Below are 24,220 nucleotides of genomic sequence, written 5' to 3'. Positions count from 1 at the left end.
TATAGGCAAATGTATTTGCAAACGGAACCCCATAAATGGCGGAATCGACATGAATTCTGCCAAGATCGCCCAGGGGCGGTTAAATGATATGCCAAATGGGAAAGCGCGACAGCGACGGGACCCTCGTTGATCGGCTAACCCTCAATATAATGTGGTACGAAGCGGGACGTGTCACGGGTGATGGGGGTGTCATCCTCGCGAATGCCGATGCCCGCTGGCTGGCCGGCGACAACCCAGGAGCCGATGACAGTCCAATCATCGCCGAAACGGGGGAGCAAGTGCATTGCCTGCCGTATATATCCCTCTTCGCCGTAAGGTCCTTCGACCTGATATATGCCGGCACCGGCTTCGTAATTGACGAGCGTTACATTCGCGCCTTCGCGCGATAGCAACGGCTTGCGGACATATCGCACGCCGAGATCGCCGATACGCGTATCGTCCTCGAAATAAGCGGGCAGAAGGTTTTCGTGACCGGGGAACATATCCCATAGAACCGGTAGCAGTCCCTTGTTGGACAAGGTCAGTTTCCACAGCGGCTCAATGACACGCGTCGGGGTGAGCGGCAGATGGCGGCCGAAAGGTTCGCGCACCATGTCTTCGAGGGGATAAAGCTTGAACAGGCAGTCGATGGGCTCATCCTGAAGGTCGATCAGCCGATGCTCATCGTCGACGCCGATATCCGGCATGGCGATGAGCTTCGCCTTGCAGCCGGCCTGAGCGGCGCAGTCGACAAGATAGTTCAACGTCACGAGGTCTTCTTCGGATTCCAGCATGCCGGCAAAGTGCATGTGCCCCGAAGGTGCCGCAAGAATACGTATGGCATCGATCAGTCGTTCGTGCACCGAATTGAACTGGTCTGCCGAGGAGGGGAGTTCGCCGCGCTGCTTCATATCTTCCAACCAGCGCCACTGAAAAACAGCACTTTCGAATAGACTGGTCGGTGTATCGGCATTGAATTCAAGAAGCTTTGCCGGACCGTTCCCGTCATAGGAAAGGTCGAAACGGCCGTAGAGGTCACGCTCGTGATTGCGCCAGGAACGCTGTACAGCATCATGATAGGCCGACGGAATGGCCATCCGGCGCATCAATTCCTCGTCCGAGGCGATCCTTTCGACCGCCGCATAGCACATTTCCAGCAATTCGGCTGAGGGAGCCTCAAGCCTCGTTTCGATTTCCTCGAGAGTGAAAACATAGGCATGCCGCTCGTCCCAGTAGCGCTCGCCATACATGGAATGGATGGTAAAGCCGCAGGCTTCTGCGTCGGCCGTCCAGTCCGGCCGTTCGTTCATCACTACGCGTTTCATTCGTTCACCCGTCAGCCCGAAAGATGGAAGCCACGAAAGCCCCAACCACCGCGTTCTACTGCGCCGCTCGAACGGCTGGTACGTTCGGAGGATTTTCCCCAAGAGCCACCGCTACCGCCGCCACCGGAAGAAGACGATTGTGTGTTGTCGTCTTTTCTTTCAGCATATTTCGTTTTTCCAAGCAGCATGCCATTGGCAAGGCTTCGTCCGGTCGCCGTTCGAAAGTCGGTACTCCCAAACGGCTGATATAGCGCCTTCGTATCAAACGATCTGGCGGCGCTGCCGACGAGATAACCGGCCAGGAGGGGAATGAAGTGACCCATACCGGACTGATGCGTGCTTGTCGTTGGCTGACAATTGTTGACGCCATAGTCCTTTTCGCAGTTTGCGGCTGTTTCATAGGCAGGTGCATTCTGCTGGCGTTCCACTTCGGCCGAGGCAAAGTCAGATCGACATTCATCAGCGGAAAAGACTTTACCCGCAATGCAGGCATTGACGTCTTTGTAAATTTGAACCCTATCCTCCTTCTCGCCACAGCTCGTCAATGCCGCTGTTCCCATGAGCAGCAAAGACACACTCATCGATCGCTTCATAAAACCCCCTGCGCGGTGCGCGTTAAGGCACCCACATCGTTCAGGATCGCCTGACGGCATCGCGGTTGTCCGCTTATGTAAGAGATACAACGTGAAGAATGTGGGCGCGAAATCTGAGTTAGGTGCAAATCGTCCGCATTTAAAGAATGCGGACGCAAGTTAGGCCGATTTTTTTAAATCAATGGTTGTGACCGTAAAGAATATCTTTCCAACTTTCATAAGTCGCATTGACTCTATGTATTTGGAGGGAGCTGTCTTTGCCTCCGGTCCGCCCCGCAGAAGCGGTTCTGTGATAATCCGGCAGCCATCAGCCGAAACGACGCCGAACGGCTTCCGCATAAGAGCGGCTGACTGGCATCTCCATTCCGTCGCGTGCGACGACGAAAAGCTTGCCGTTGTCGCGTTTGAGGCCGGCAACATGATCCGCCGCGACCCAGTGCGATCGATGCAGGCGGATACCCTCGGTATTGCCGATTTCCATCAGGGCATCGCTGAAGCGCAGCAGGATGAGTTCACGGCCACGTGTCGTCACGACCTCCGTGTAGTGGTCGCGAACGGTAAGCCTTATCAGCGCTCCACGGTTTTCCGGCTTCAAACGCGAGAGAATCGGAGGTTGCGATATTCCGGGCCGAATCTCAGATGCGGAGGCGGATATCGGGTTCGCTTCCGCGAGATCTGCTCCTCCGGCTGCGATCGCTATCTGCCGATGCATGGTCATATAGGAGAGAATGCAGAAGAGCGCGCAGAGGGGTATGGATCCGATGGACTGATGCAGGCTGCCGGCTACCGTGGGCCATGTGCCGAAGAATGCGAAGTCGATGAGCGCGATGCCGAAGCCGATCGGCAATGCGGCGGCGACAGAACCGATCATCATCCTGGCGAACATGCTTGCTATTTGCGCGCGCAGCAGGATCTCGGCGACGATGGAGAAGACGATCGCGATCGACCACGCCATGGCGTGCAGCGCAAGCCAGTAGCCCAGTCTTGCTCCCGGCATCAGCCTGTCAAGGGTGCCGTACGGTCCGGTCAGGGCAAAGATCAGGACGATCGTGACGAAGGTCGCCCAGAAGCGCGGTGAACGCTGGATGACCTGCAATTCACGAAGCGTGGACTGCAGAAAGGTGTGATCCACGAAGATGTCTCGTTCTTTCGCGCAATTTCGGTTGAGAGAACGACACTATCACGGAAAGGCTCGATAAACTCAACCGGATAGAAATCATGACGTTCGAGCCGCTTCTTGATGCACCAATTGCGATCCAGATCCATGTCGCGGCGGTCGTCCCGGCCGCATTGCTGGGGGCCTATCTTCTCGCAAGGCCGAAGGGGACGCCGATACACCGGGTGCTCGGCAAGATATGGCTGGCTCTCATGGCCGTCACGGCGCTCTCGAGCTTCTTCATTCATCAGATCAACATGTTTTATGGCTTCAGCCCGATCCACCTGCTTTCACTTTTCGTTCTCTTCGGTTGCTGGGGAGCGATCGCCAATGCCCGCAAACATGATATCGAGGCGCATAAACGCATCGTCAGAGGCCTTTACTTCGGTGGCATCGTGGGTGCCGGAGCTTTTACCTTTCTTCCGGGGCGGATCATGAGCAAGGTGGCCTTCGACGGCGATGAAGTGGCGCCGTTTCTGGTGGCGGCGGGTATAGTCATCGCGCTTTTATGGCTGATGTCTAAAGAAATATGGCAGCGCCGCCGTTTAAGCTAATGTTCTGTCGATAGCCAACTGGCTTTGTTACACTTCCTGGATATATAAATACCTCAAGGGACTTTGATTTTAGGCATCGCCAGGAGGTGCACTATGGATTGGAAGGGGCGTCGGCAATCCGACAATATTGAGGACGAACGCGGCTCATCACCGATGAGCGGCGGCGGTGGCGGCGGCTTTCGATTTCCGGGTGGAGGGATAGGCGGCGGCGGTTTGAGCTTCCGCACCATTATCGTCCTTATCGTGATCTTCCTGATCCTGAGGGCCATGGGCGTCGATGTCATCGGCCTACTGCAGCAAAGCGGCATGCTGGAGGGTGGCGGCTCCGGATATCAGCAGAGCACTTCCAACAATAGCAGTGGCGGGCAGCCGGCCAATGACGAGATGAAGCAGTTCGTCGCGACCGTTCTTGCCGATACGGAGGACACCTGGACCGGCATCTTCAAATCGATGGGCCAGACCTATACGGATCCGAAGCTCGTGCTGTTTTCCGGCAGCTTCCCTTCGGCTTGCGGTCAGGCTTCGGCGGCGACCGGCCCCTTCTATTGCCCGAGCGATCAGAAGGTCTATCTCGACATGGCCTTTTTCCAGCAGATGAAGGACCAGTTCGGTGCATCCGGCGATTTCGCGCAAGCCTATGTGATCGCACATGAGGTCGGCCACCATGTCCAGGACCTGCTCGGAATCTTGCCGAAGTTCAACCAGGCCCGCCGCACCATGAGCGAAGTGGATGCCAACAAGATGTCGGTGCGCATCGAATTGCAGGCGGATTGCTTTGCCGGTATCTGGGGCAAGTTCACCCAGCAGAAGGGCATCCTGCAGGCCGGCGATCTCGAAGAAGCCTTGAATGCCGCGCAGCAGATTGGCGATGACATGCTACAGAAGCGCACGCAGGGCTATGTCGTTCCCGACAGCTTCAATCATGGCACTTCGGCGCAACGCATGAAGTGGTTCAAGCAGGGCTTCGATTCCGGCAAGCTCTCGGATTGCGATACGCTGAACAATCCGGTCTGATGTTGCTTGCCCGCTGCCGTGATGTCGGCGAGCGGGCAAGCCTTTCGAGTTATTTCTCGCTGTCGAGATGCGTCAGCTGCGCTTCGGGGTAGCGGCCACCGGCAGCGGCGTCTTTCGGGATCGCGCGTTCGATCGCGGCCATATCGGCCTCAGACAATTCAACCGAGAGCGCTCCCAAGGCTTCCGTCAGGCGGTCGCGGCGACGGGCGCCGATGACCGGGACGATATCCTTGCCCTTGGCTGCGACCCAGGCAATCGCGATCTGAGCGACGGTTGTGCCCTTCGCCTCGGCGATCCGGCGTAAAGCGTCTACCAGTTCCAGGTTCTTTTCGACGTTTCCAGCCTGAAAGCGCGGGCTTATCGTGCGGAAATCGCCCTTTTGGACATTATCCTTCTGCCAGTGGCCGCTGATGAGGCCGCGCGAAAGAACGCCGTAGGCGGTGATACCGATACCTAGTTCACGGCAGGTCGGCAGAATCTTGTCTTCGATGCCACGCGAGATCAGCGAATATTCGATCTGTAGGTCGACGATCGGATGGACGGCGGCGGCGCGGCGGATGGTGTCAGCGCCGACTTCAGACAGGCCGATATGCCTGACGTAGCCTGCCTTGATGAGATCCGATATCGCGCCGATCTGATCTTCAATCGGCACGTTCGGGTCGAGGCGGGCAGGGCGGTAGATATCGATGTGATCGACGCCGAGGCGCTGCAGCGAATAGGCGACGAAATTTCGGATCGCCGCCGGCCGGGCGTCGTAGCCGAGCCATGCTCCAGCGGGATCGCGCAGCGCGCCGAACTTGACGCTTAGCAGGAAATCGTCCCGCTTCAACCCCTTGATCGCTTCGCCGATCAACATCTCATTGTGGCCCATGCCGTAGAAATCACCGGTATCGAGCAGGTTGATCCCAGCATCGAGCGCGGCATGGATGGTGGCGATGCTTTCGGTGCGATCAGACGGCCCATACATGCCAGACATGCCCATGCAGCCGAGGCCAAGTGTCGATGCCTGCGGTCCGGTTCTTCCCAGTTGATGTTTTTCCATCGTTACTCTCCTTGGTCGAAGGTGCGCCCTCTTTTCCAGAGGCCTCTGTGATGATGTTTTACTCCGCTGCTCTCTGTGCGATAATCCCGGTAAATCGAAACAGGTCGTTTGGAATTTCGCACAATGGATGACTTGCCACTGGCAGACCTGGTTGCCTTTACTGCGGTTGCCCGCGAACGCAGCTTTCGCGAAGCGGCACGCAAGCGCGGCGTTTCCGCCTCGTCATTAAGCGAAGCGGTTCGGCGGCTGGAGGAACGGCTGACGGTCCGTCTGCTCAATCGCACGACCCGAAGCGTGACGCCGACGGAAGCCGGGGAGCGGCTGATGGAGCGGCTGACGCCCGCTATGAGCGAGATCTCTGTGGCGCTCGACGATATCAACAGCTTTCGTGACAGCGTCGGCGGGACTTTGCGGCTGAATGTGCCGCTTGTCGCTGCCATGGTCGTCATGCCCGACATCATCAGCCGCTTTCTGAAGGAGTATCCGGCGATATCAGTCGAAATCGTCGCCGAGGACAGTTTCATCGATGTGGTGGCGGCCGGCTACGATGCCGGTATTCGTTATGATGAGCGGCTGGAAAAGGACATGATCGCCGTGCCGATCGGGCCGCGGCAACAGCATTATATCACGGCTGCCGCGCCGGCCTATCTGGCTGCAAACGGCACGCCACAACATCCGCGCGATATACTCGAGCATCGCTGTATTCGTCATCGCTTCCTAAGCGGATCCGTGGTGCCTTGGGAGTTCGAAAGGAACGGCGAGACGATCTTCATTACGCCACCGATGGTGGTTGCGACGAATTCGATCGAGATAGAGCGCAGCGCTGCGGCGGCTGGATTGGGCATTATCAGGACATTCAAAGAGTTTCTGGCGCCGCAGATTGCCAGCGGAGAATTGGTGCCGATTTTGGAAGAATGGGACACGGCTTTTTCCGGCCCGTTTCTCTATTATGCCAGCAGACGTCATATGCCGGCACCGCTTAGAGCCTTCGTCGACTTTCTCAATCGAGAACAGCGGCGCGGTCGCGACAGATAGTCGCTTTTGTGCCAAGGATCAAAAAAAGCGTTCGATAAATCAATAGGATTGAAGCGTTCACGTATTGTTTCCGCCAAAATCTTTATGTATGGGGAACGCACCGGTTTTTCGTTCACGTTCTGTCTCTTTCATCGAGGCGGAGCCGCCAGAAGGCATCTCCATGATCGATCAGAAATTCGCCCGTCGAGGCCTGTTCCTCGTCTTCCTTATCCTCTTTCTCGACGTCATCGGTATCGCGATCATCATGCCGGTGATGCCGAAATATCTTGAGGAGTTGACGGGTGCCTCGGTCAGCACGGCGGCGACCGAGGGCGGCTGGCTGTTGCTGGCCTATGCCGGCATGCAGTTTCTGTTTTCACCCTTGATCGGCAATCTGAGCGATCGCTATGGCCGTCGGCCGCTGCTATTGGCCTCCGTGCTGACCTTCGCGATCGACAATTTCATCTGTGCGATTGCCGGCTCATACTGGATGCTGTTTGTCGGCCGCATCCTCGCCGGCATCAGCGGCGCAAGCTTCTCGACCTGCTCCGCCTATATCGCCGATATCAGCAATGATGAGAACCGTGCGAAGAATTTCGGCCTGATCGGCATGGCTTTCGGTGTCGGCTTCGTGCTTGGCCCCGTCATCGGGGGCTTTCTGGGCGAGTTCGGTCCCCGCGTGCCCTTCTATGGCGCGGCGGCTCTCGCGTTCCTAAATTTCGTCGGCGCCTATTTCCTGCTGCCGGAAACGCTCGACGCGAAACACCGCCGGCCCTTCGAGATCACGCGCGCCAATCCGTTCGGCGCGCTGAAGCACATGCGCCGCTACCAAGGTATCGGCTGGGTCTGTGTCGTGATGTTCCTGAACTGGCTGGCGCATGGCGTTTACCCGGCGGTCTGGGCTTTCGTCACCTCCTATCGCTATGACTGGAGCGAGGGGCAGATCGGCTTCTCGCTCGCTGTCTATGGGATAGGTGCCGCCGTCGCCATGGGTCTCGTATTGCCACGGCTGGTGCCTGTGCTCGGCGAGTGGAAGACCGCAGTGCTCGGAATGGTGTTTTCCGGTCTCGGCCTGATCGGCTACGCCTTTTCATGGCAAGGTTGGATGGTTTACGCAGTTATCGTCCTGACTGTTATTGAAAATGTCGCGGACGCGCCGCTTCGTTCCATTGCAGCCAGCAAGGTTCCGCCTTCCGCACAAGGCGAATTGCAGGGAGTGCTCGGCAGCCTGACGAGTATAACCGCCATCATTGGGCCGGTGCTGTTTCCGTATCTGTTCCAGTATTATACCGCGCCAACCGCACCCGTCGTTTTTGCTGGTGCGCCCTTCATCATGAGCGCAATCCTGGTGGTCGCCGGCCTTGTCGTGCTCGTGGCGAAGGTCCGCAAGACCGAGCCGAAAGCGGTATCCCAATCGCAGGCGGGCGAAGCGGCCTAAAATATCATCAGATATTTTGATGTTCTGATGAATTCTTTAGCATTATCGACTTGTCTGCTGGCTTTTTAACCTAGGTTGCGTTAATGCGGCAGGCTCGCGCACCCTTGGGTAGGACGGTTTGCGCGACTCTAAAGATCGAGTCTTCGCTATGGATATGCCGGCACCTGTGCGCCCTTACGCGCATGACAATGATAATTCGTGGTCTGCACATGTGCGCGCAACGCTTGCGCTGGGCATTCCGCTGATCGGTGCGCAATTGGCGCAGCTCGGGATTAACACCACTGACGTCATGATCGTGGGCCGGCTCGGTGCCGAACAACTGGCTGCAATGGTGCTTTCCGCGCAGTTTCTGTTCACGATCCTGGTTTTCGGTTCGGGTTTTTCCATCGCAGTCATGCCGCTGGTGGCGCAGGCCTATGGTAGAGGCGACGTTACCTCGGTGCGCCGTGCGCTGCGCATGGGCCTCTGGGTCGTAACGGCCTATTGGCTGTTGGCGCAGCCGGCTTTCTTCTATTCCGAGGAGATTTTGCTCGCGGCGGGGCAGAAGCCCGATGTCGCGAAATTGGCGAGCGGCTATATCGACATCGGCCACTTTGCCGTGTTGCCGGGGCTGCTCTACAATGTCATCCGGGCGCTGGTGAGCGCCATCGGCCGCGCCGGCATTATCCTCAAAGTGACTATCGCCATGTTGGTGATGAATGCCGTGCTTGCCTATATCCTGGTGCTAGGCCATTTCGGCCTGCCGGCGATGGGCCTGCATGGTGCGGCCATCGTCTCGGTCGCCGTGCAGACCGCCGGTTTGCTGTTCATCGTTGGTTACGTGCAAGCCCACCAGGAAACGCGGCGCTACGAGATCTTTGTGCGATTCTGGCGGCCCGACTGGCATGCTTTATGGGATGTCATCCGGCTTGGTTTCCCAATCGGCGTAACGGTTCTCGCTGAGGTCAGCCTATTCACGGCAGCATCGCTGCTGATGGGCCAGATCGGCACTGTCGAGCTTGCTGCGCATGGCATCGCTTTGCAGTGGGCGTCCATCGCCTTCATGATTCCGCTGGGCCTCAGCCAGGCGGCGACCGTGCGCGTCGGCGTCGCCCACGGGCAGGGCGATCATTTCGGCCTGAAGCGCGCCGCCATCGTCGCGCTCATCCTTTCGAGCTGCATCGCGCTTTGCGGCAGCATACTGTTTGCGACTATACCCTCCTGGCTGGCAAGCTGGTTCCTTGACGTTCATTCGGCCGAGGCGCCTGAGGTCCTTGCCTTTGCCGCACCGCTGATCGTCGTGGCCGGCTTCTTCCAGCTTGTCGATGGGCTGCAGGCGATTGCGAGCGGTCTGCTGCGCGGGCTGAAGGACGCACGCGTGCCGATGATCCTGGCGCTGATCGCTTATTGGCCAATCGGCTTCTTCCTCGCCTGGTTGCTGGCGTTTCCGCTGAATTTCGGCGGTATCGGCATCTGGTTTGGGTTCCTGCTCGGCCTTGCCTCCGCAGCGGCGATGCTTTGCGCGCGCTTCTACATTCTCGTGCGGACGGAGAAGGCTGCCGCCGCTTGATAGCGAGAGTCATCCCCGTCCTGCGAGACTGCTGACAAAAATTGACAGTATGATCGTCTATATCTGTCTCATACCAGAGACGGGAGACGACCATGAATTTCAAGGCAAGCAATCCTAGTGATGCCGCGCTTTTCCCGCGGGACGATCAGATCAATCGGGGGGCGGCCGTACGCCTCCTGCCACACGCCAACACGTCGTCCCGGCGTCCGGAGCCGGAGCAGAAGTCCTACTGGCTGGCCGTGGCCAGTGCCGAGCATGTACGCATTGGGCGTGAACATGGCTTCATGCAGGTGAACCACGGCAAGCGAGCCCCCTTGAAGCGTATCAAGCCGGGCGATGGCATCGTCTACTACTCCCCTTCAGTGAAGATGGGCGAGAGGGACGGCTTTCAGAGCTTCACCGCCATCGGTTTTGTCCGTGAGGGTGAGCCTTACCTGGCCGAGATGGGTTGCGGAAAAGCCTATCGCAAGGATGTGGACTGGCTTGATGCGCCCGAACAGCCGCTCCGTCCTCTCCTGGGCTGGCTTGATTTCACCCAGGACAAGAATTGGGGCTACAAGCTGAGATTCGGTCTCGTTGAATTCGGGCAGTCGGATTTCGAGTTCCTCGAAGAAATCCTGATGAGCGAGCTCGAAGTGGTCAAACAGCGCCGCCTGCAAGCCTGAGCTTCGGCAAGCATGAACATATGTGCCAAGAGACCTCCCAAGTTGACGCACGAAAAGAAAGCCTCGGATTGGCACCAATCCGAGGCTTTCTCATGCGATTAGATGGTCGGCTTTATTAGGTGCGCTCCGCCAGGGTTTCTTCACCCTTCTTTTCGCGCACTAGGTTGATGAAGCGGCGGAAGAGATAGTGGCTGTCCTGTGGGCCGGGCGATGCTTCCGGGTGATGCTGCACGGAGAAGACCGGCTTGCCGGAAACGCGAAGACCGCAATTGCTGCCATCGAACAGCGAAATATGAGTCTCCTCAACGCCTTCAGGCAGCGACTTCGAGTCGACTGCGAAGCCGTGGTTCATCGAGACGATCTCGACCTTGCCGGTCGTATGGTCCTTGACCGGATGGTTGGCACCGTGATGGCCCTGATGCATCTTTGCAGTCTTGGCTCCGAGGGCGAGGCCAAGCATCTGATGGCCGAGGCAGATACCGAAGAGCGGGATTTCGGTCTTCAGCAGATCCTTGATGACGGGCACGGCATATTCGCCGGTCGCCGCCGGGTCACCGGGGCCGTTCGAGAGAAAGATGCCATCCGGCTTGAGACCGAGGACGTCATTCGTGGAAGCCGTCGCCGGCAGGACGGTGACCTTGCAATCGAGGCCGGCGAAGAGGCGCAGGATGTTGCGCTTGACGCCGTAATCCAGGCAGACGACATGGTACTTGGCGTCATCGGCGCCGAGTTCGCCATAGCCTTCGTTCCAGACCCAGGGTGTCTGCGACCATTGCGAGGACTGGCCGGAAGAGGCGACCTTGGCGAGATCAAGACCTTCAAGTCCGCTCCAGGCCTTGGCGTCCGCCTTCAGCTGCTCGATGTCGAAGACGCCGTTCGGATCGTGAGCGATTACGCCGTTCGGCATGCCGTTTTCGCGGATCCAGGCGGTCAGCGCACGCGTGTCGATGCCGCAGAGACCGATGATGCCGCGCGCCTTCAGCCACTGGTCGAGGTGCTTGGCGGCGCGGTAGTTCGAGGGGTCGGTGATATCGGCCTTGAAGATCACGCCGACGGCACCGTGGCGGGCGGCGGGCGTCAGGTCTTCGATGTCTTCATCGTTGGTGCCGACATTGCCGATATGGGGGAAGGTGAAGGTGACGATCTGGCCGAGATAAGAGGGGTCGGTCAGGATCTCTTCATAACCCGTGAGCGCCGTGTTGAAGCAGACTTCGGCCTGGACCTTGCCGGTCGCGCCGATACCCTTGCCTTCGATCACAGTGCCATCCGCGAGAACGAGGAGGGCAGTCGGCTTTTCAGTGGTCCATGGGGCTGTGGCGGTCATAGTCGTCATCCCGTTTCCGGCGTCGGGCGCGGCCTTGAAGAGACCGGCGGTTCCGCCATGTTTGTAGCAAGATGCAGCCGTCGACAGAGGTCGCGGCTTGAGATCTTCCTATCGATCTTATGTGCAGGTGATGGACATAGCTAAACAAGGCGAGCCGGTCAATGCGCGCTTTTGCTTTCCCGTCAAGGAATTCGGGCTCTCGGGCGCAATTGCGTTGATCGACACTGTTGGTTTAAGAGACAGCAACATGACATAAGTGGCCGGGGCGATCGTCGCCGGCCTGCTTCAAGGAGTTAAAGACATGATCCGCGAAACCCTTTCCAACGCCCAGAAAGATGCCATGAAGGCCAAGGACACGGCGAGGCTTTCGACCGTCCGTCTCATCCTTGCAGCCATTAAGGACAAGGACATCGCCAATCGCGGTCTCGCCAAGGAACAGGCGAGCGAAGACGAGATTCTGCAGCTGCTCGCCAAGATGATCAAGCAGCGCGAGGAATCGGTGAAGATCTACATCGAGGGCGGCCGTCCGGAGTTGGCTGACAAGGAGCGCGAGGAAATCGCCGTCATCCAGGGTTTCATGCCGGAGCAGCTTTCCGAAGATAAGGTCCGCGAGATCTGCGTTGCGGTTGTCGCGGAACTTGGCGCGCAGGGCCTGAAGGATATGGGCAAGTGCGTGGCCGCCCTGCGCGAGCGCTATGCCGGTCAGATGGATTTTGCCAAGGCTTCGGCTATCTTGAAGGAGCTGCTGAAGTAAAATTCTGTTTCGCGCTCGGCATGCGGATTGGCCGCGTGCCGAGGGTGTTTTGCCAGGCGGCGTCTATGATGGCGAGTTTCCCCGCCTGATAGTTGCAATACTCCTCGATGAAGGCGCTTGAGAGCCAAAGCTGGCTTCGCCCCGGCGATCCTGTCCACCCCACGCTTTGCATCTTTATGGCCTTGTTCATGAGACGCTTTGCGTTTGTTCTGGAGATGAGAAACCGGTTGCAGATATCGGTAAAGGCCACCGGACCGATAATCGCTTTTTTAGTCGCGGTGTTGATTGTCCCGATGCGGGAGATCAGATAATCCATGATGATGCCGCCCGAGTTTGCCCAGGTAAACAGGTCGAAGGTTTCTCCCGGATTGCGCAGCTCGTCGCTTTCAATGATGCCAACCGAGATCGTGGGCTGCAGCAGGGCAATGAGTTCCGGTCTTTTGTTAAATGAGACATTACGCTTGCCGCCATCCAATCGATCCAGCACGGAAAGATGGATGCTCAGCCATAGCGCAAGCTGCTTTGCGGCCTCTTCCGTTGGCTGCATCGGCCGAGCGCGCCGATCATTGGCTACGGGCAGGTAGCGCAGGAAACCGAGAGCAAGCATCTCCTGAATAAAGCTGAGCGCGGTGTTGTGGCTGGCGATTTCGTGCTCGACAATATAGTTGGCGAAACGATTGGCATGGATGCCGGGCGGTTCCCCGTCAATGCCGCCACAATAGAGGGCGAAGCCGGCAAGCGCCATCAGCCAGCGCTGCTGTGAAGCAAAGACGGAGCATACGCGCTGATTCCGATCATAAGTGGATATAATCTCTCGTGTATAATCGAGGATTTCTGGGAAAAAATTCGGGTTTTTTGTAAGTTCCTTTGTAGACAAAGACATGCAATCGTCTCCGATCAACTGAACTAAGTTTCAAATTGTCTGACGAGATAATTAATAAGATCGCATATACGTAGATAATAAAGGATATCGATCGATAGCGTTGCGTCAAGATATTCGCGGCGAGGAACCAAAGATGTTCCGCAGCATGTGCTCAATAATCGTGCTGTCGCGAAATGGAGATGGCCAAAATTAGAGAAGGCAGGAGCTGGGGGAGCTCCTGCCTTCTTGCGCTTTGCTGACATTTGATGACGCAGGGTGGGGCCCAAAAATCAAACGTCTTTTGCAAAGGCACTCAGGTGGGGCGGCGCCGGGGGTAGGGATGGTGCCCCACCTGAGTATCTGCTGAACTTATCGGAGAATCCTGATCTGCTGGGGCAAAGCCAATGCCTGCGGCGGCAGTTCGGACATTTGAATCTTTACGCCTGCTGAAAGGGCAGGGACTTTCATATCCGCCGGCAGCTGATATCCTGCACCGGCATAGAGTACGTTCTTGTCGCTGGCGCTGTCGGTCATCGTGGCCGAGCTATAAGTAGCTGTGGCAAAGATGGCTGCTGCTGCCAAGGGTACGATAAGAACGCGCATTTTTCTCTCCTAAACTGAAAGCCCGTACCTGTTGGCCTTCGGTTCGTCAGGGCGTCTCGGCATGTCGCGTCGCGAAGAAGTCCTTCGCCGGCTTGTCTCGCCCTGTGAGAAGGACGCTATTGCGACGCACACCAACAATCAAATTACAAAAAAATAATGTTTGGCTTACGAACCATGCCGCAAATGTGCCTTCAAGGAGTGTCGCCCGGGCGCGATTGCTTTGCAGCCATTGATTGTTCATGGCGTCACCCTTGTTCGCATTTGTCGACCATAGGCTGTGCAAGCCTTTGCTTTTTCGCAGATTTTTGCGGACGAAATAGTTACTCCCAGGGGCATAATCCTACCAGTTCCGGTCACGGTGAAGCGGTTTTTGGGCGTATCGGGCCTGTCAAACGCGGCCGTAGATTTCGAGGCGAATGCGAATAAATGTGCCGCCATGTTCACGGAGTTGTGATCGAGGGGCGAAAATGTAATCGCCGGCAAAGGGCTGTGAATAGCGTGGGAGGCGGTCGGGTGGTCGTGGCAATGCCCCGTATTCCTGTTTATATGGAGCGAGCCAGAGGTAGCCATGCGATTTTCCAATACGTTTCTCGATGAGATTCGCGACCGCGTCTTGATTTCAGACGTGATCGGTCGTCGCGTGACGTGGGATCGGCGCAAGACCAATGTGCCGCGCGGCGATTACTGGGCCTGCTGCCCCTTTCATGGCGAGAAATCGCCGAGCTTCCACTGTGAGGATCGCAAAGGCCGCTATCACTGCTTCGGCTGTGGCGTCACAGGCGACCATTTCCGCTTTCTGACCGAATTGGAGGGCTTGAGTTTTCCGGAGGCCGTGCAGCAGATCGCCGACATGGCAGGCGTTCCGATGCCCGTTGCCGATCCGATGGAGGCGAAAAGGGAGAAGGAACGCACGTCGCTGCTCGACGTCATGGAAATGGCGACCCAGTTTTTCCAAGACCAGCTGCAGACAGCCAATGGAGCGCGGGCAAGGGCCTATCTGAGAGACCGCGGCCTCAGCGGCCGCACGATCGAGACCTTCCGTTTGGGATATTCGCCCGATAGCCGCAACGCCCTGAAGGAGCATCTTGCCAGCAAGGGTGTGCTGAAGGAGCAGATGGAGGCCTGTGGCCTCGTCGTGCATGAGAACGTGCCGGTCTCCTATGACCGCTTCCGCGACCGCATCATGTTTCCGATCCTGTCCTCGCGCGAGAAGGTGATTGCCTTTGGTGGCCGCGCCATGTCGCCGGATGCGCCGGCGAAGTATCTGAATTCCAACGAGACCGAGCTCTTCCACAAGGGCAATGTGCTCTACAATTTCACCCGCGCCCGCCGCGCTGCGCAGGGCGCCGATGGCGCGGGGACCATTATCGCGGTCGAAGGTTATATGGATGTCATCGCGCTGCATCAGGCCGGCGTCGAGAATGCCGTTGCGCCGCTCGGCACGGCTCTGACGGAGAGCCAGCTCGATCTCCTCTGGAAGATGACGCCGGAGCCGGTGCTCTGCTTCGATGGCGATGGCGCCGGCATCCGCGCCGCCAATCGTGCCGCCGATCTGGCGCTGCCTCACATCAAACCGAACCGCACCGTACGCTTTGCCTTGCTGCCCGATGGCAAGGACCCTGACGATCTCGTGCGGCAGGACGGGCGCGCACCGTTCGACAAGGTGCTGGCGCAGGCAAAGCCTCTTGCCGACCTCATCTGGACGAGGGAGGCCGGCAGCGGCGCCTTCGAGACGCCGGAGGCGCGGGCGGAGCTGGAAGCACGGTTGCGGCGCATCGTGTCTGTCATCGGCGACGAAGATGTGCGGCGCCATTATCAGCAAAATATGCGCGAGCGGCTGAACGGGCTGTTCCAGCCGCAGTTCCAGCGGGGCGGCCAGCAGGGGCGTGGTTTTTCCCGCGACGGTAATAGCCGCAACTTTGCAGGTCGTGGCGGACAGGCGCGTACCGGGGCTGCGGTGGCGACGACCGCATCCGATCGCTTGCAGCGTTCGGCCATGATCAAGGGACATCAGGATATTCCGAGCCTTCGCGAAAGCGTGCTCGCTTTGACCATCGTCAACCATCCGGCACTGCTACAGGACGAATATGACGAGATCGCCGCGATCGATTATGACAGCCGTGAACTGCAGCGGCTCTGGTCTGCGGTCCTCGGGGCGGCTGCAACTCTGGTTGGGCCTCAGCTCGTGCGCGAGCGATTGCTCGAGCAATTGGAAGAACAGGATTTCGGCGCCCTGCTGAAAAGCTTGGAACAGCAGATTCGCAATGCCCGCCTGTGGACTGCCACCGAGGCCGCCGCCATGGAGGATGCGCGCGAGGGCTATCGCCAAGCACTTGCGCTCCACAAGCGCTCGAAAGCATTGCGCTGGCACAAGATCGAGCTGGAAGGCGCTATTGCCGAGGCGACGGAAGAAGGCGACGGTGAAGCGATCGAGCCGTTGATTCGCGCCTTGCAGGAAGTACAGCTCGAGGCGCTGCGTCTGGAAAATCAGGAAGCGATCATCGATGGCTTCGGCGTGCTCTCCGGTCGCGTTAAAGGTGCCGCTGGAAAATAGGGAATAGATGCCTCAGCCTGAACGACAAGAGCCGCGATTTTTCGTAGACGACGCATTGTTTGGTGAGGGCACACGTGCGCCGGCGCCGCTCGATGTGCTGAAACGTGTCTATGGCTATTCCGCCTTTCGCGGTAAGCAGCAGCAGGTGATTGAGCATGTCGTCTCCGGCGGCGACGCGGTCGTACTGTTTCCTACCGGTGCCGGCAAGTCGCTGTGCTTCCAGATTCCCGCGCTTTGCCGCGATGGTATCGGCATCGTCGTCTCGCCGCTGATCGCGCTGATGCGGGATCAGGTAGAGGCGATGAAGCAGCTCGACATTCGTGCCGCCGCCCTGAATTCGTCCCTGTCGCGCGAGGAAGCGAGCGATGTCTATCGCGCCATTTCCACAGGCAAGCTCGATCTGCTCTATGTAACGCCGGAACGCATCGTAGCTGAGGGCTTCTGCCAGATGCTCGGACGGGCCAAGATCGCGCTTTTTGCGATCGATGAGGCGCATTGCGTCTCGCAATGGGGCCATGACTTCCGACCGGAATATCGCGATCTCGGCCGGCTTGCCGAGCTTTTTCCTGGCGTTCCGCGCATCGCGTTGACGGCAACGGCCGATCCCCATACCCGCGAAGACATTATCGAGCGGCTGGCTCTCGACGGTGCCAAGGTCTTCACCACCAGTTTCGATCGTCCGAATATCACTTACGAGATTGTTGAGCGCGACCAGCCGCGCCAGCAATTGCTGCGTTTTCTCGAGGGCCATCGGGGCGATAGCGGCATCGTCTATTGCCTCTCCCGTGCCAAGGTCGAGGACACGGCGGAGTGGCTGAACGGGCAGGGCATCCGCGCGCTTCCCTATCATGCCGGCATGGATCGAGCGCTTCGCGATGCCAATCAGGATGCCTTCTTGAAAGAGGAGGACCTGTGCCTCGTGGCGACGGTTGCCTTCGGTATGGGCATCGACAAGCCGAACGTGCGTTATGTCGCCCATCTCGATCTGCCGGGATCGGTGGAGGCCTATTACCAGGAGACTGGCCGCGCCGGGCGCGATGGGCTGCCCTCCAATGTCTGGATGGCTTATGGCATGGCCGATGTCATCCAGCGCGGGCGGATGATCGACGAAGGCGGCGCGTCCGAGGAAATCAAGCGGGTAGAACGGGCAAAGCTCAATGCGCTGCTCGCGATCTGCGAGACGGCCGGCTGCCGGCGGCAGTCGATCCTTTCGCATTTCGGCGAGGCACATGGCGGCGGCTGCGGCAATTGCGATACCTGCCTGAAGCCTGTGGAGACCTGGGACGGAACGGAAGCTGCCATCAAGGCGCTTGCCGCCGTCTATCGCACCGGCGAGCGTTTCGGCACCGGCCATGTCATCGATGTGCTGATGGGAACGGTCAATGAGAAGACCGAGCGTTTCGGCCACATCGATATGCCGGTTTTCGGCGCAGGCAAGGATATTCCCTCTCGCACCTGGCAATCGATCTTCCGGCAATTATTGGCGAACGGCTTTATCAGCATCGACCACACGGCCTTCGGTGCCATGAAGCTCCAGGAACAGGCGAGGGCCGTCTTCAAGCGCGAGCGGCAGGTGTTTTTCCGCAAGGATCGGCCCGAAACGGGCCGTCGCGGCAAGAAGGCGGGACGACCGGAGAAGCAGGCACACGGGCTTTCCGGCGAAGCACAGGCACTGTTCGATGCGCTGCGGGCCGAGCGCACCCGGATCGCCAAGGAGTTGAGCGTGCCGCCTTACGTCGTTTTTCCGGATACGACGCTGATCGCCTTTGCGACAGAACGGCCCAGGAATCACCGAGATCTTCTAGGGATATCGGGGGTCGGGCAATCGAAGCTGGACCGCTATGGAGACGCGTTCCTTGCCGTGATTTCGGAGTTCGCCAATCGGTGACGTGTTGATGCCATTATCGAAGCCCGGCCGCCGACACGCTACATGCGCACCGTCATTCCGCCATCGACGGTCAGGACGTGGCCGTTAACGAAAGAAGCGGCATCGCTGGCGAGGAAAAGTGCTGCGCCCGCAATCTCGTCGGGACGTCCCCAGCGCTGAACGGGGATGCGTTGGCGCACGATGGGGATCAGGTCTTCGTTCGCGACCATGGCGGCGTTGGTTTCCGTTGCGAACCAGCCTGGCGCGATGGCGTTGCTTGTGATGCCGTGAGGGCCAAATTCCACAGCCATGCTGCGCATTAGACCTGTCAGACCCTGCTTGGCGGCGGGATAGACGCAGTCACCCGGCATGACGACCTGTCCGCTGATCGAAGTGACCGAGATCAGCCGCCCGTGATTATTTCGTTTCATCAGGCGCGCGGCGTCGCGGGAGAGCATGATCGAGGCGGCGAGATCCGTGTTGAGCAGGGCGATGATCGCCTCGTCGTCGAAGTCGGCCAGCGGGCGCCTGTCGCGGGCACCGACGTTGTTGATCAGTATGTCGAGCCGGCCGTGATTTTTCTCGATGTCGTTTATTGCTGCATGCCGAGCGTCGCGATCGGAAATGTCGAAGGCCGCGGTTTCGGCGGAGCCACCTCTCGCCTGGATGATCCCAATCGCCGTATCCAACGTCGCCGCGGTCCGCCCATTGATTATGACGTGTGCTCCGGCATCAGCGAGAGCCTTCGCCATTTCGAATCCGAGCCCGCGTCCGCCTCCCGTGATGAGGGCAACCCGTCCTGCGAGGGAGAATCTATGGAATATGCTCATGGCTCTCCCTTATTTTCAAAGTAACGCCAATTTGCTGCAAGATATTGGACTGAGTCAAGTAATTTTTGAGATAAAGTCCCTTCAGACTTGACTAGGAAATTGCGTCAACCCGCCCTGCTTTGACAGATGCTATCGAAACTGCGCTCTATCGCGCTGACGTCACCGGGTTGCGCATTTTTGCCGCTGTCGGATGCAGCAACAGGCCGGATCCTATGTTATTCCTTGATTAATTAGGCCCTTTGACCAGCATCGGAATGCGACTATGACTTCAGCGTTCATATCCCATTTGCGCAACGAACTTCTCGGCCTGAAAGAAGCCGGCCTCTATAAGGCCGAGCGCGTCATCACCTCCAAGCAGGCTGGCGAAATCGCTGTGCTCGGCGGCGCGCGCGTCCTCAATTTCTGTGCCAACAACTATCTCGGTCTCGCTGACAACGAGGAGCTTGCCGAGGCCGCGAAGACGGCGCTCGATCGCTATGGCTACGGCATGGCCTCGGTGCGCTTCATCTGCGGCACGCAGGAAGAGCACAAGCAGCTCGAGGCGCGGATTTCGGCTTTCCTCGGCATGGAGGCGACGATCCTCTATTCGTCCTGCTTCGATGCCAATGGCGGGTTGTTCGAGACGCTGCTGTCTGAGGAGGATGCCATCATCTCCGATGCGCTCAACCATGCTTCGATCATCGACGGCGTGCGGCTCTCCAAGGCAAAGCGCTTCCGCTATGCCAACAATGACATGGCGGCTTTGGAAGAAGAGTTGAAGAAGGCCGAAGGCAGCCGCTTCAAGCTGATCGCGACGGACGGCGTCTTCTCGATGGACGGCATCATCGCCAACCTCGGCGGCGTCTGCGATCTGGCGGAAAAATATGGCGCGATGGTCATGGTCGATGACAGCCATGCGGTCGGCTTCGTCGGCGAGTATGGCCGGGGATCGGCTGAATATTGCGGCGTCGAAGGCCGTATCGATATCATCACCGGCACGCTCGGCAAGGCGCTCGGCGGTGCCTCGGGTGGCTATACGTCGGCGAGAGGCGAGATCGTCGAATGGCTGCGGCAGCGCTCGCGTCCGTATCTCTTCTCGAACACATTGGCGCCCGTCATCGCGGCTGCTTCCTTGAAGGTCTTCGATCTGATCGAGAACGGCGCCGACCTGCGTGCACGCCTTCAAGGCAATGCCGAACTCTTCCGCCGTAAGATGACCAAGCTCGGCTTCACGCTTGCCGGCGCCGATCACCCCATCATTCCCGTCATGCTCGGAGATGCAAAACTCGCGCAGGACATGGCGGCGCTCATGCTGCAGAAGGGCGTCTACGTCATCGGCTTTTCCTTCCCCGTGGTGCCGAAGGGGCAGGCGCGCATCCGCACGCAGATGTCAGCCGCCCATTCGAAGGCCGATGTCGAAAAGGCGATTGCAGCCTTTGCCGAAGCCGGAAAAGAACTCGGAATCATTTGAATTGGTTGGAGAGAGCCGATCATGTCGAACATGATGAAAGCGTTGGTTAAATCCAGGCCGGAAGCCGGGCTGTGGATGGAGCACGTCCCAGTTCCCGAGGTTGGGCCGAACGATGTCCTGATTCGGGTCAAAAAGTCGGCTATCTGCGGCACGGATGTCCATATTTGGAACTGGGATCAATGGGCGCAAAAGACCATTCCCGTACCGATGGTCGTCGGCCATGAATTCTGCGGTGAGATCGCCGAGATTGGTTCGGCCGTGACGAAATATCATGTCGGCGAGCGCGTCTCGGGCGAAGGTCATATCGTTTGCGGCAAATGTCGTAACTGCCGGGCGGGCAGGGGCCATCTTTGCCGCAACACGCTCGGCGTCGGCGTCAACCGCCCCGGCTCCTTCGGCGAGTTCGTCTGCATACCCGAATCCAATGTCGTGCCGATCCCCGACGATATCCCGGATGAAATCGCCGCGATCTTCGATCCATTCGGCAACGCGGTCCACACCGCGCTTTCCTTCGATCTGGTCGGTGAAGACGTGCTGGTGACCGGCGCAGGGCCGATCGGCATCATGGGCGCGATGGTCGCCAAGCGCTCAGGCGCCCGCAAGGTCGTCATCACCGATATCAATCCCACCCGGCTGGCGCTCGCCCGCAAGGTCGGCATCGATCATGTCGTCGACGCTTCCAAGGAGAACCTTGCCGATGTGATGAAGTCTATTGGCATGACCGAGGGTTTCGATGTCGGGCTGGAAATGTCAGGCGCGGCTCCCGCCTTTCGCGACATGATCGACAAGATGAACAATGGCGGCAAGATCGCCATTCTCGGCATCGCGCCGGCCGGCTTCGAGATCGACTGGAACAAGGTCATCTTCAAGATGCTGAACCTGAAGGGTATCTATGGCCGCGAGATGTTCGAGACTTGGTACAAGATGATCGCCTTCGTGCAAGGCGGTCTCGATGTATCGCCCCTCATCACCCATCGTATCGGCATCGATGATTTCCGCGATGGCTTCGAAGCAATGCGTTCAGGCAATTCCGGGAAGGTCGTAATGGACTGGAATTGATGCCATTCGGCCACACTCCCGGCCTCGGTAATACCTGCCGATGCTGGAAATGTGAGGCTTTGCTCAGGATGCTCTTGTCATCGCGCGGGGACTTCCTAAATACGGGAAACAATAAATTGCTGCGTGCGAAGCCTGTGGATAAGGCTTTTTCGCGCATTTAACGGGCTTTTTTGCTGGAAAAGCTTGACGAGAACTAAAATTCTGGGAATCACCGTTTAACTTCGGAAAGAACGGTAAACTGGATCAAGCGGATCACCTAATACCATGGCCGGAAATCCAAACGCAATCCAGCTTTGCAATCCGGTGGCGGTGATCGTGGTTAATCGGGCATTAAAGGTCATTCCGTTAGGTGTTCGTCGGTGAGTCGCGGCTGGTGCAGGGCGCGCCAGCCAGTGTGATTGTTTCACCGCGTGAAAGTTTGCAGCGTCAGGGAAAGCGACGATATAAAAATGGCAACAAAGGTCAAAGAGAACGAAGAAGCTGAAGTCGAGCGCGACGGCACCTCCGACGGCCCCCTTCTCGATCTTTCCGACGACGCGGTCAAGAAGATGATCAAGGCCGCGAAGAAGCGCGGCTACGTGACGATGGACGAGCTCAATGCGGTTCTGCCGTCCGAGGAAGTGACGTCCGAACAGATCGAAGACACGATGGCCATGCTTTCGGACATGGGCATCAACGTCATTGAAGACGAAGATGTCGAAGAGGCTGGCGCTGCGGCTAGTGACGACGACGATGCCGGCGGCGACGATGAAAGTGAAGGCGGCGAACTGGCCCCCTCCACCGGTTCCGCGCTTGCGACCGCGAAGAAGAAAGAGCCTACCGACCGTACGGACGACCCGGTGCGCATGTATCTGCGCGAGATGGGTTCCGTCGAGCTTCTGTCGCGTGAAGGCGAAATCGCGATTGCCAAGCGCATCGAGGCTGGCCGCGAAACCATGATCGGCGGCCTCTGTGAGAGCCCGTTGACGTTCCAGGCGCTGATCATTTGGCGCGATGAACTCAACGAGGGCACGACGCTGCTGCGCGAGATCATCGACCTCGAAACCACCTATTCCGGTCCCGAGGCCAAGGCTGCGCCGCAGTTCCAGAGCCCTGAGAAGATCGAGGCTGACCGCAAAGCAGCCGAAGAGAAGGAAAAGGCACGCCGCGGCCGCTCTCCTTCCGGTGACGACGACATCACTAATGTCGGCGGCGAAGGCCTGCCCATCGAGGAAGAGGAAGAGGACGAGGACGAATCCAACCTCTCTCTCGCCGCGATGGAAGCCGAGCTTCGCCCGCAGGTGATGACGACGCTCGACATCATCGCCGAAACCTACAAGAAGCTGCGCAAGCTGCAGGACCAGCAGGTCGAGCAGCGCCTGTCGGCTTCCGGTACGCTGTCTTCGGCGCAGGAGCGCCGCTATAAGGAGCTCAAGGATGAGCTGGTCAAGTCGGTCAAGTCTCTCTCGCTGAACCAGAACCGCATCGACGCCCTCGTCGAGCAGCTCTACGACATCAACAAGCGCCTTGTTCAGAACGAAGGCCGCCTGCTGCGCCTTGCCGAATCCTATGGCGTCAAGCGTGACAGCTTCCTGGAGCAGTATCAGGGCGCCGAGCTCGATCCGAACTGGATGAAGTCCATTGGCAATCTGGCTGCCCGTGGCTGGAAGGAATTCGCCAAGAGCGAAAACACGACCATCCGCGACATTCGCCAGGAAATTCAGAACCTTGCGACCGAAACCGGTATTTCGATCTCGGAATTCCGCCGTATCGTTCACATGGTTCAGAAGGGTGAGCGCGAAGCGCGCATCGCCAAGAAGGAAATGGTCGAAGCCAACCTGCGCCTCGTCATTTCCATTGCCAAGAAGTACACCAACCGCGGCCTGCAGTTCCTCGACCTCATTCAGGAAGGCAATATCGGCCTGATGAAGGCGGTCGATAAATTCGAATATCGCCGCGGCTACAAGTTCTCGACCTACGCCACCTGGTGGATTCGTCAGGCGATCACCCGTTCGATCGCCGACCAGGCACGCACCATTCGTATTCCGGTGCACATGATCGAAACGATCAACAAGATCGTTCGCACGTCGCGCCAGATGCTGCATGAAATCGGCCGCGAGCCGACGCCGGAAGAACTGGCCGAAAAGCTCGCCATGCCGCTCGAAAAGGTGCGCAAGGTTCTGAAGATCGCCAAGGAGCCGATCTCGCTCGAAACCCCGGTGGGTGACGAAGAAGATTCGCATCTCGGCGATTTCATCGAGGACAAAAATGCGCTTCTGCCGATCGACGCCGCCATTCAGGCGAACCTGCGTGAGACGACAACCCGCGTTTTGGCATCGCTGACGCCGCGCGAAGAGCGCGTGCTGCGCATGCGCTTCGGCATCGGCATGAACACCGACCACACGCTCGAAGAAGTCGGTCAGCAGTTCTCGGTGACGCGCGAACGTATCCGTCAGATCGAGGCGAAGGCGCTGCGCAAGCTTAAGCATCCGAGCCGCAGCCGCAAGCTCAGAAGCTTCCTCGACAGCTGAGGTCTGGCGCAAGCCGACATCGGTGTTTTATGAGATAAGGCCCGGTTCGCGAAAGCGAGCCGGGCTTTTTATTGGCAC

21 protein-coding genes are annotated in these 24,220 nt (G+C 58.4%); 12 read left to right on the top strand and 9 right to left on the bottom strand.

The window, feature by feature from the left end; genetic code table 11:
- Positions 1–134: 134 nt before the first annotated feature.
- The 3 genes from FHX05_RS04410 to FHX05_RS04400 all read right to left on the bottom strand — a co-directional run bounded on the left by FHX05_RS04410 (position 135) and on the right by FHX05_RS04400 (position 3,029).
- Positions 135–1,304 (bottom strand): glutathionylspermidine synthase family protein, encoded by a 1,170-nt coding sequence (locus FHX05_RS04410; RefSeq protein WP_183870779.1) that lies wholly within the window; start codon positions 1,302–1,304, stop codon positions 135–137.
- An 11-nt stretch (positions 1,305–1,315) separates the two neighbouring features.
- Complete coding sequence (locus FHX05_RS04405; protein ID WP_183870778.1) at positions 1,316–1,885, bottom strand: DUF1190 domain-containing protein; 570 nt, start codon at positions 1,883–1,885, stop codon at positions 1,316–1,318.
- 319 nt (positions 1,886–2,204) lie between these two features.
- Entirely contained in the window at positions 2,205–3,029 is an 825-nt protein-coding gene (locus tag FHX05_RS04400) for a LytTR family DNA-binding domain-containing protein (protein ID WP_183870777.1), read from the bottom strand.
- An 86-nt stretch (positions 3,030–3,115) separates the two neighbouring features.
- Here FHX05_RS04400 and FHX05_RS04395 point away from each other — a divergent pair, with 86 nt between their 5' ends.
- Complete coding sequence (locus tag FHX05_RS04395) at positions 3,116–3,607, top strand: DUF2306 domain-containing protein (protein WP_112605000.1); 492 nt, start codon at positions 3,116–3,118, stop codon at positions 3,605–3,607.
- A gap of 93 nt (positions 3,608–3,700) precedes the next feature.
- Entirely contained in the window at positions 3,701–4,621 is a 921-nt protein-coding gene (locus FHX05_RS04390; RefSeq protein WP_183870776.1) for a neutral zinc metallopeptidase, read from the top strand.
- 49 nt (positions 4,622–4,670) lie between these two features.
- Here the strand turns inward: FHX05_RS04390 and FHX05_RS04385 are convergent, their stop codons facing one another.
- Positions 4,671–5,663 (bottom strand): aldo/keto reductase, encoded by a 993-nt coding sequence (locus FHX05_RS04385; protein WP_183870775.1) that lies wholly within the window; start codon positions 5,661–5,663, stop codon positions 4,671–4,673.
- A gap of 123 nt (positions 5,664–5,786) precedes the next feature.
- Here FHX05_RS04385 and FHX05_RS04380 point away from each other — a divergent pair, with 123 nt between their 5' ends.
- The 4 genes from FHX05_RS04380 to FHX05_RS04365 all read left to right on the top strand — a co-directional run bounded on the left by FHX05_RS04380 (position 5,787) and on the right by FHX05_RS04365 (position 10,329).
- Positions 5,787–6,698: a LysR family transcriptional regulator gene (locus FHX05_RS04380; protein ID WP_112605009.1), complete on the top strand. Its 912-nt coding sequence runs from the start codon at positions 5,787–5,789 to the stop codon at positions 6,696–6,698.
- A gap of 160 nt (positions 6,699–6,858) precedes the next feature.
- The gene (locus tag FHX05_RS04375; RefSeq protein ID WP_112334806.1) at positions 6,859–8,115 is read left to right on the top strand and encodes a TCR/Tet family MFS transporter; all 1,257 of its coding nucleotides are present in this window, start codon (positions 6,859–6,861) and stop codon (positions 8,113–8,115) included.
- A gap of 148 nt (positions 8,116–8,263) precedes the next feature.
- The gene (locus FHX05_RS04370; RefSeq protein ID WP_112605012.1) at positions 8,264–9,664 is read left to right on the top strand and encodes an MATE family efflux transporter; all 1,401 of its coding nucleotides are present in this window, start codon (positions 8,264–8,266) and stop codon (positions 9,662–9,664) included.
- 92 nt (positions 9,665–9,756) lie between these two features.
- Complete coding sequence (locus tag FHX05_RS04365; protein ID WP_112334355.1) at positions 9,757–10,329, top strand: EVE domain-containing protein; 573 nt, start codon at positions 9,757–9,759, stop codon at positions 10,327–10,329.
- Positions 10,330–10,444: 115 nt separating this feature from the next.
- Here FHX05_RS04365 and carA read toward each other — a convergent pair whose 3' ends face one another.
- Positions 10,445–11,653, bottom strand: a complete 1,209-nt coding sequence (gene carA, locus FHX05_RS04360; protein WP_183871184.1) for a glutamine-hydrolyzing carbamoyl-phosphate synthase small subunit — start codon at positions 11,651–11,653, stop codon at positions 10,445–10,447.
- Between the two features lie 301 nt (positions 11,654–11,954).
- Here carA and FHX05_RS04355 point away from each other — a divergent pair, with 301 nt between their 5' ends.
- Positions 11,955–12,407 (top strand): GatB/YqeY domain-containing protein, encoded by a 453-nt coding sequence (locus tag FHX05_RS04355; RefSeq protein ID WP_183709525.1) that lies wholly within the window; start codon positions 11,955–11,957, stop codon positions 12,405–12,407.
- On the opposite strand, the gene FHX05_RS04350 is transcribed toward FHX05_RS04355, so the two are convergent.
- The 3 genes from FHX05_RS04350 to FHX05_RS04340 all read right to left on the bottom strand — a co-directional run bounded on the left by FHX05_RS04350 (position 12,382) and on the right by FHX05_RS04340 (position 14,113).
- Positions 12,382–13,290 carry a hypothetical protein gene (locus FHX05_RS04350; protein ID WP_183709527.1) on the bottom strand — a complete coding sequence of 303 codons (909 nt, stop codon included), beginning with the start codon at positions 13,288–13,290 and terminating at the stop codon, positions 12,382–12,384. The two genes, FHX05_RS04355 and FHX05_RS04350, sit on opposite strands and share 26 nt — an antisense overlap.
- A 348-nt stretch (positions 13,291–13,638) precedes the next feature.
- On the bottom strand, positions 13,639–13,872 hold the full coding sequence (locus tag FHX05_RS04345) for a hypothetical protein (protein ID WP_183870774.1): 234 nt from the start codon (positions 13,870–13,872) through the stop codon (positions 13,639–13,641).
- A gap of 46 nt (positions 13,873–13,918) precedes the next feature.
- Positions 13,919–14,113, bottom strand: a complete 195-nt coding sequence (locus FHX05_RS04340; protein ID WP_146746663.1) for a hypothetical protein — start codon at positions 14,111–14,113, stop codon at positions 13,919–13,921.
- A gap of 327 nt (positions 14,114–14,440) precedes the next feature.
- Here FHX05_RS04340 and dnaG point away from each other — a divergent pair, with 327 nt between their 5' ends.
- A complete protein-coding gene (dnaG, locus tag FHX05_RS04335) occupies positions 14,441–16,426 on the top strand; it encodes a DNA primase (protein WP_183870773.1) in 1,986 nt (661 codons plus the stop codon).
- A 7-nt stretch (positions 16,427–16,433) separates the two neighbouring features.
- A complete protein-coding gene (gene recQ / locus FHX05_RS04330; RefSeq protein ID WP_183870772.1) occupies positions 16,434–18,314 on the top strand; it encodes a DNA helicase RecQ in 1,881 nt (626 codons plus the stop codon).
- 38 nt (positions 18,315–18,352) lie between these two features.
- Here recQ and FHX05_RS04325 read toward each other — a convergent pair whose 3' ends face one another.
- Positions 18,353–19,123, bottom strand: coding sequence for an SDR family oxidoreductase (locus FHX05_RS04325; protein WP_183870771.1), 771 nt, complete (start codon positions 19,121–19,123; stop codon positions 18,353–18,355).
- A 262-nt stretch (positions 19,124–19,385) separates the two neighbouring features.
- Between FHX05_RS04325 and FHX05_RS04320 the strand changes: the two genes are divergently transcribed.
- The 3 genes from FHX05_RS04320 (at position 19,386) to rpoD (ending at position 24,142) form a co-directional block, all read left to right on the top strand.
- Positions 19,386–20,573 (top strand): glycine C-acetyltransferase, encoded by a 1,188-nt coding sequence (locus FHX05_RS04320; RefSeq protein WP_183870770.1) that lies wholly within the window; start codon positions 19,386–19,388, stop codon positions 20,571–20,573.
- Between the two features lie 21 nt (positions 20,574–20,594).
- On the top strand, positions 20,595–21,632 hold the full coding sequence (gene tdh / locus FHX05_RS04315; protein WP_183870769.1) for an L-threonine 3-dehydrogenase: 1,038 nt from the start codon (positions 20,595–20,597) through the stop codon (positions 21,630–21,632).
- Between the two features lie 449 nt (positions 21,633–22,081).
- A complete protein-coding gene (gene rpoD, locus FHX05_RS04310; protein WP_015340553.1) occupies positions 22,082–24,142 on the top strand; it encodes an RNA polymerase sigma factor RpoD in 2,061 nt (686 codons plus the stop codon).
- Positions 24,143–24,220: the final 78 nt, after the last annotated feature.

Source organism: Rhizobium sp. BK491 (genome assembly GCF_014194925.1).
GTDB lineage: Bacteria > Pseudomonadota > Alphaproteobacteria > Rhizobiales > Rhizobiaceae > Rhizobium.
The sequence above is the reverse complement of the archived record's forward strand: the minus strand, read 5'-3'. Positions and strand labels throughout refer to the sequence as shown.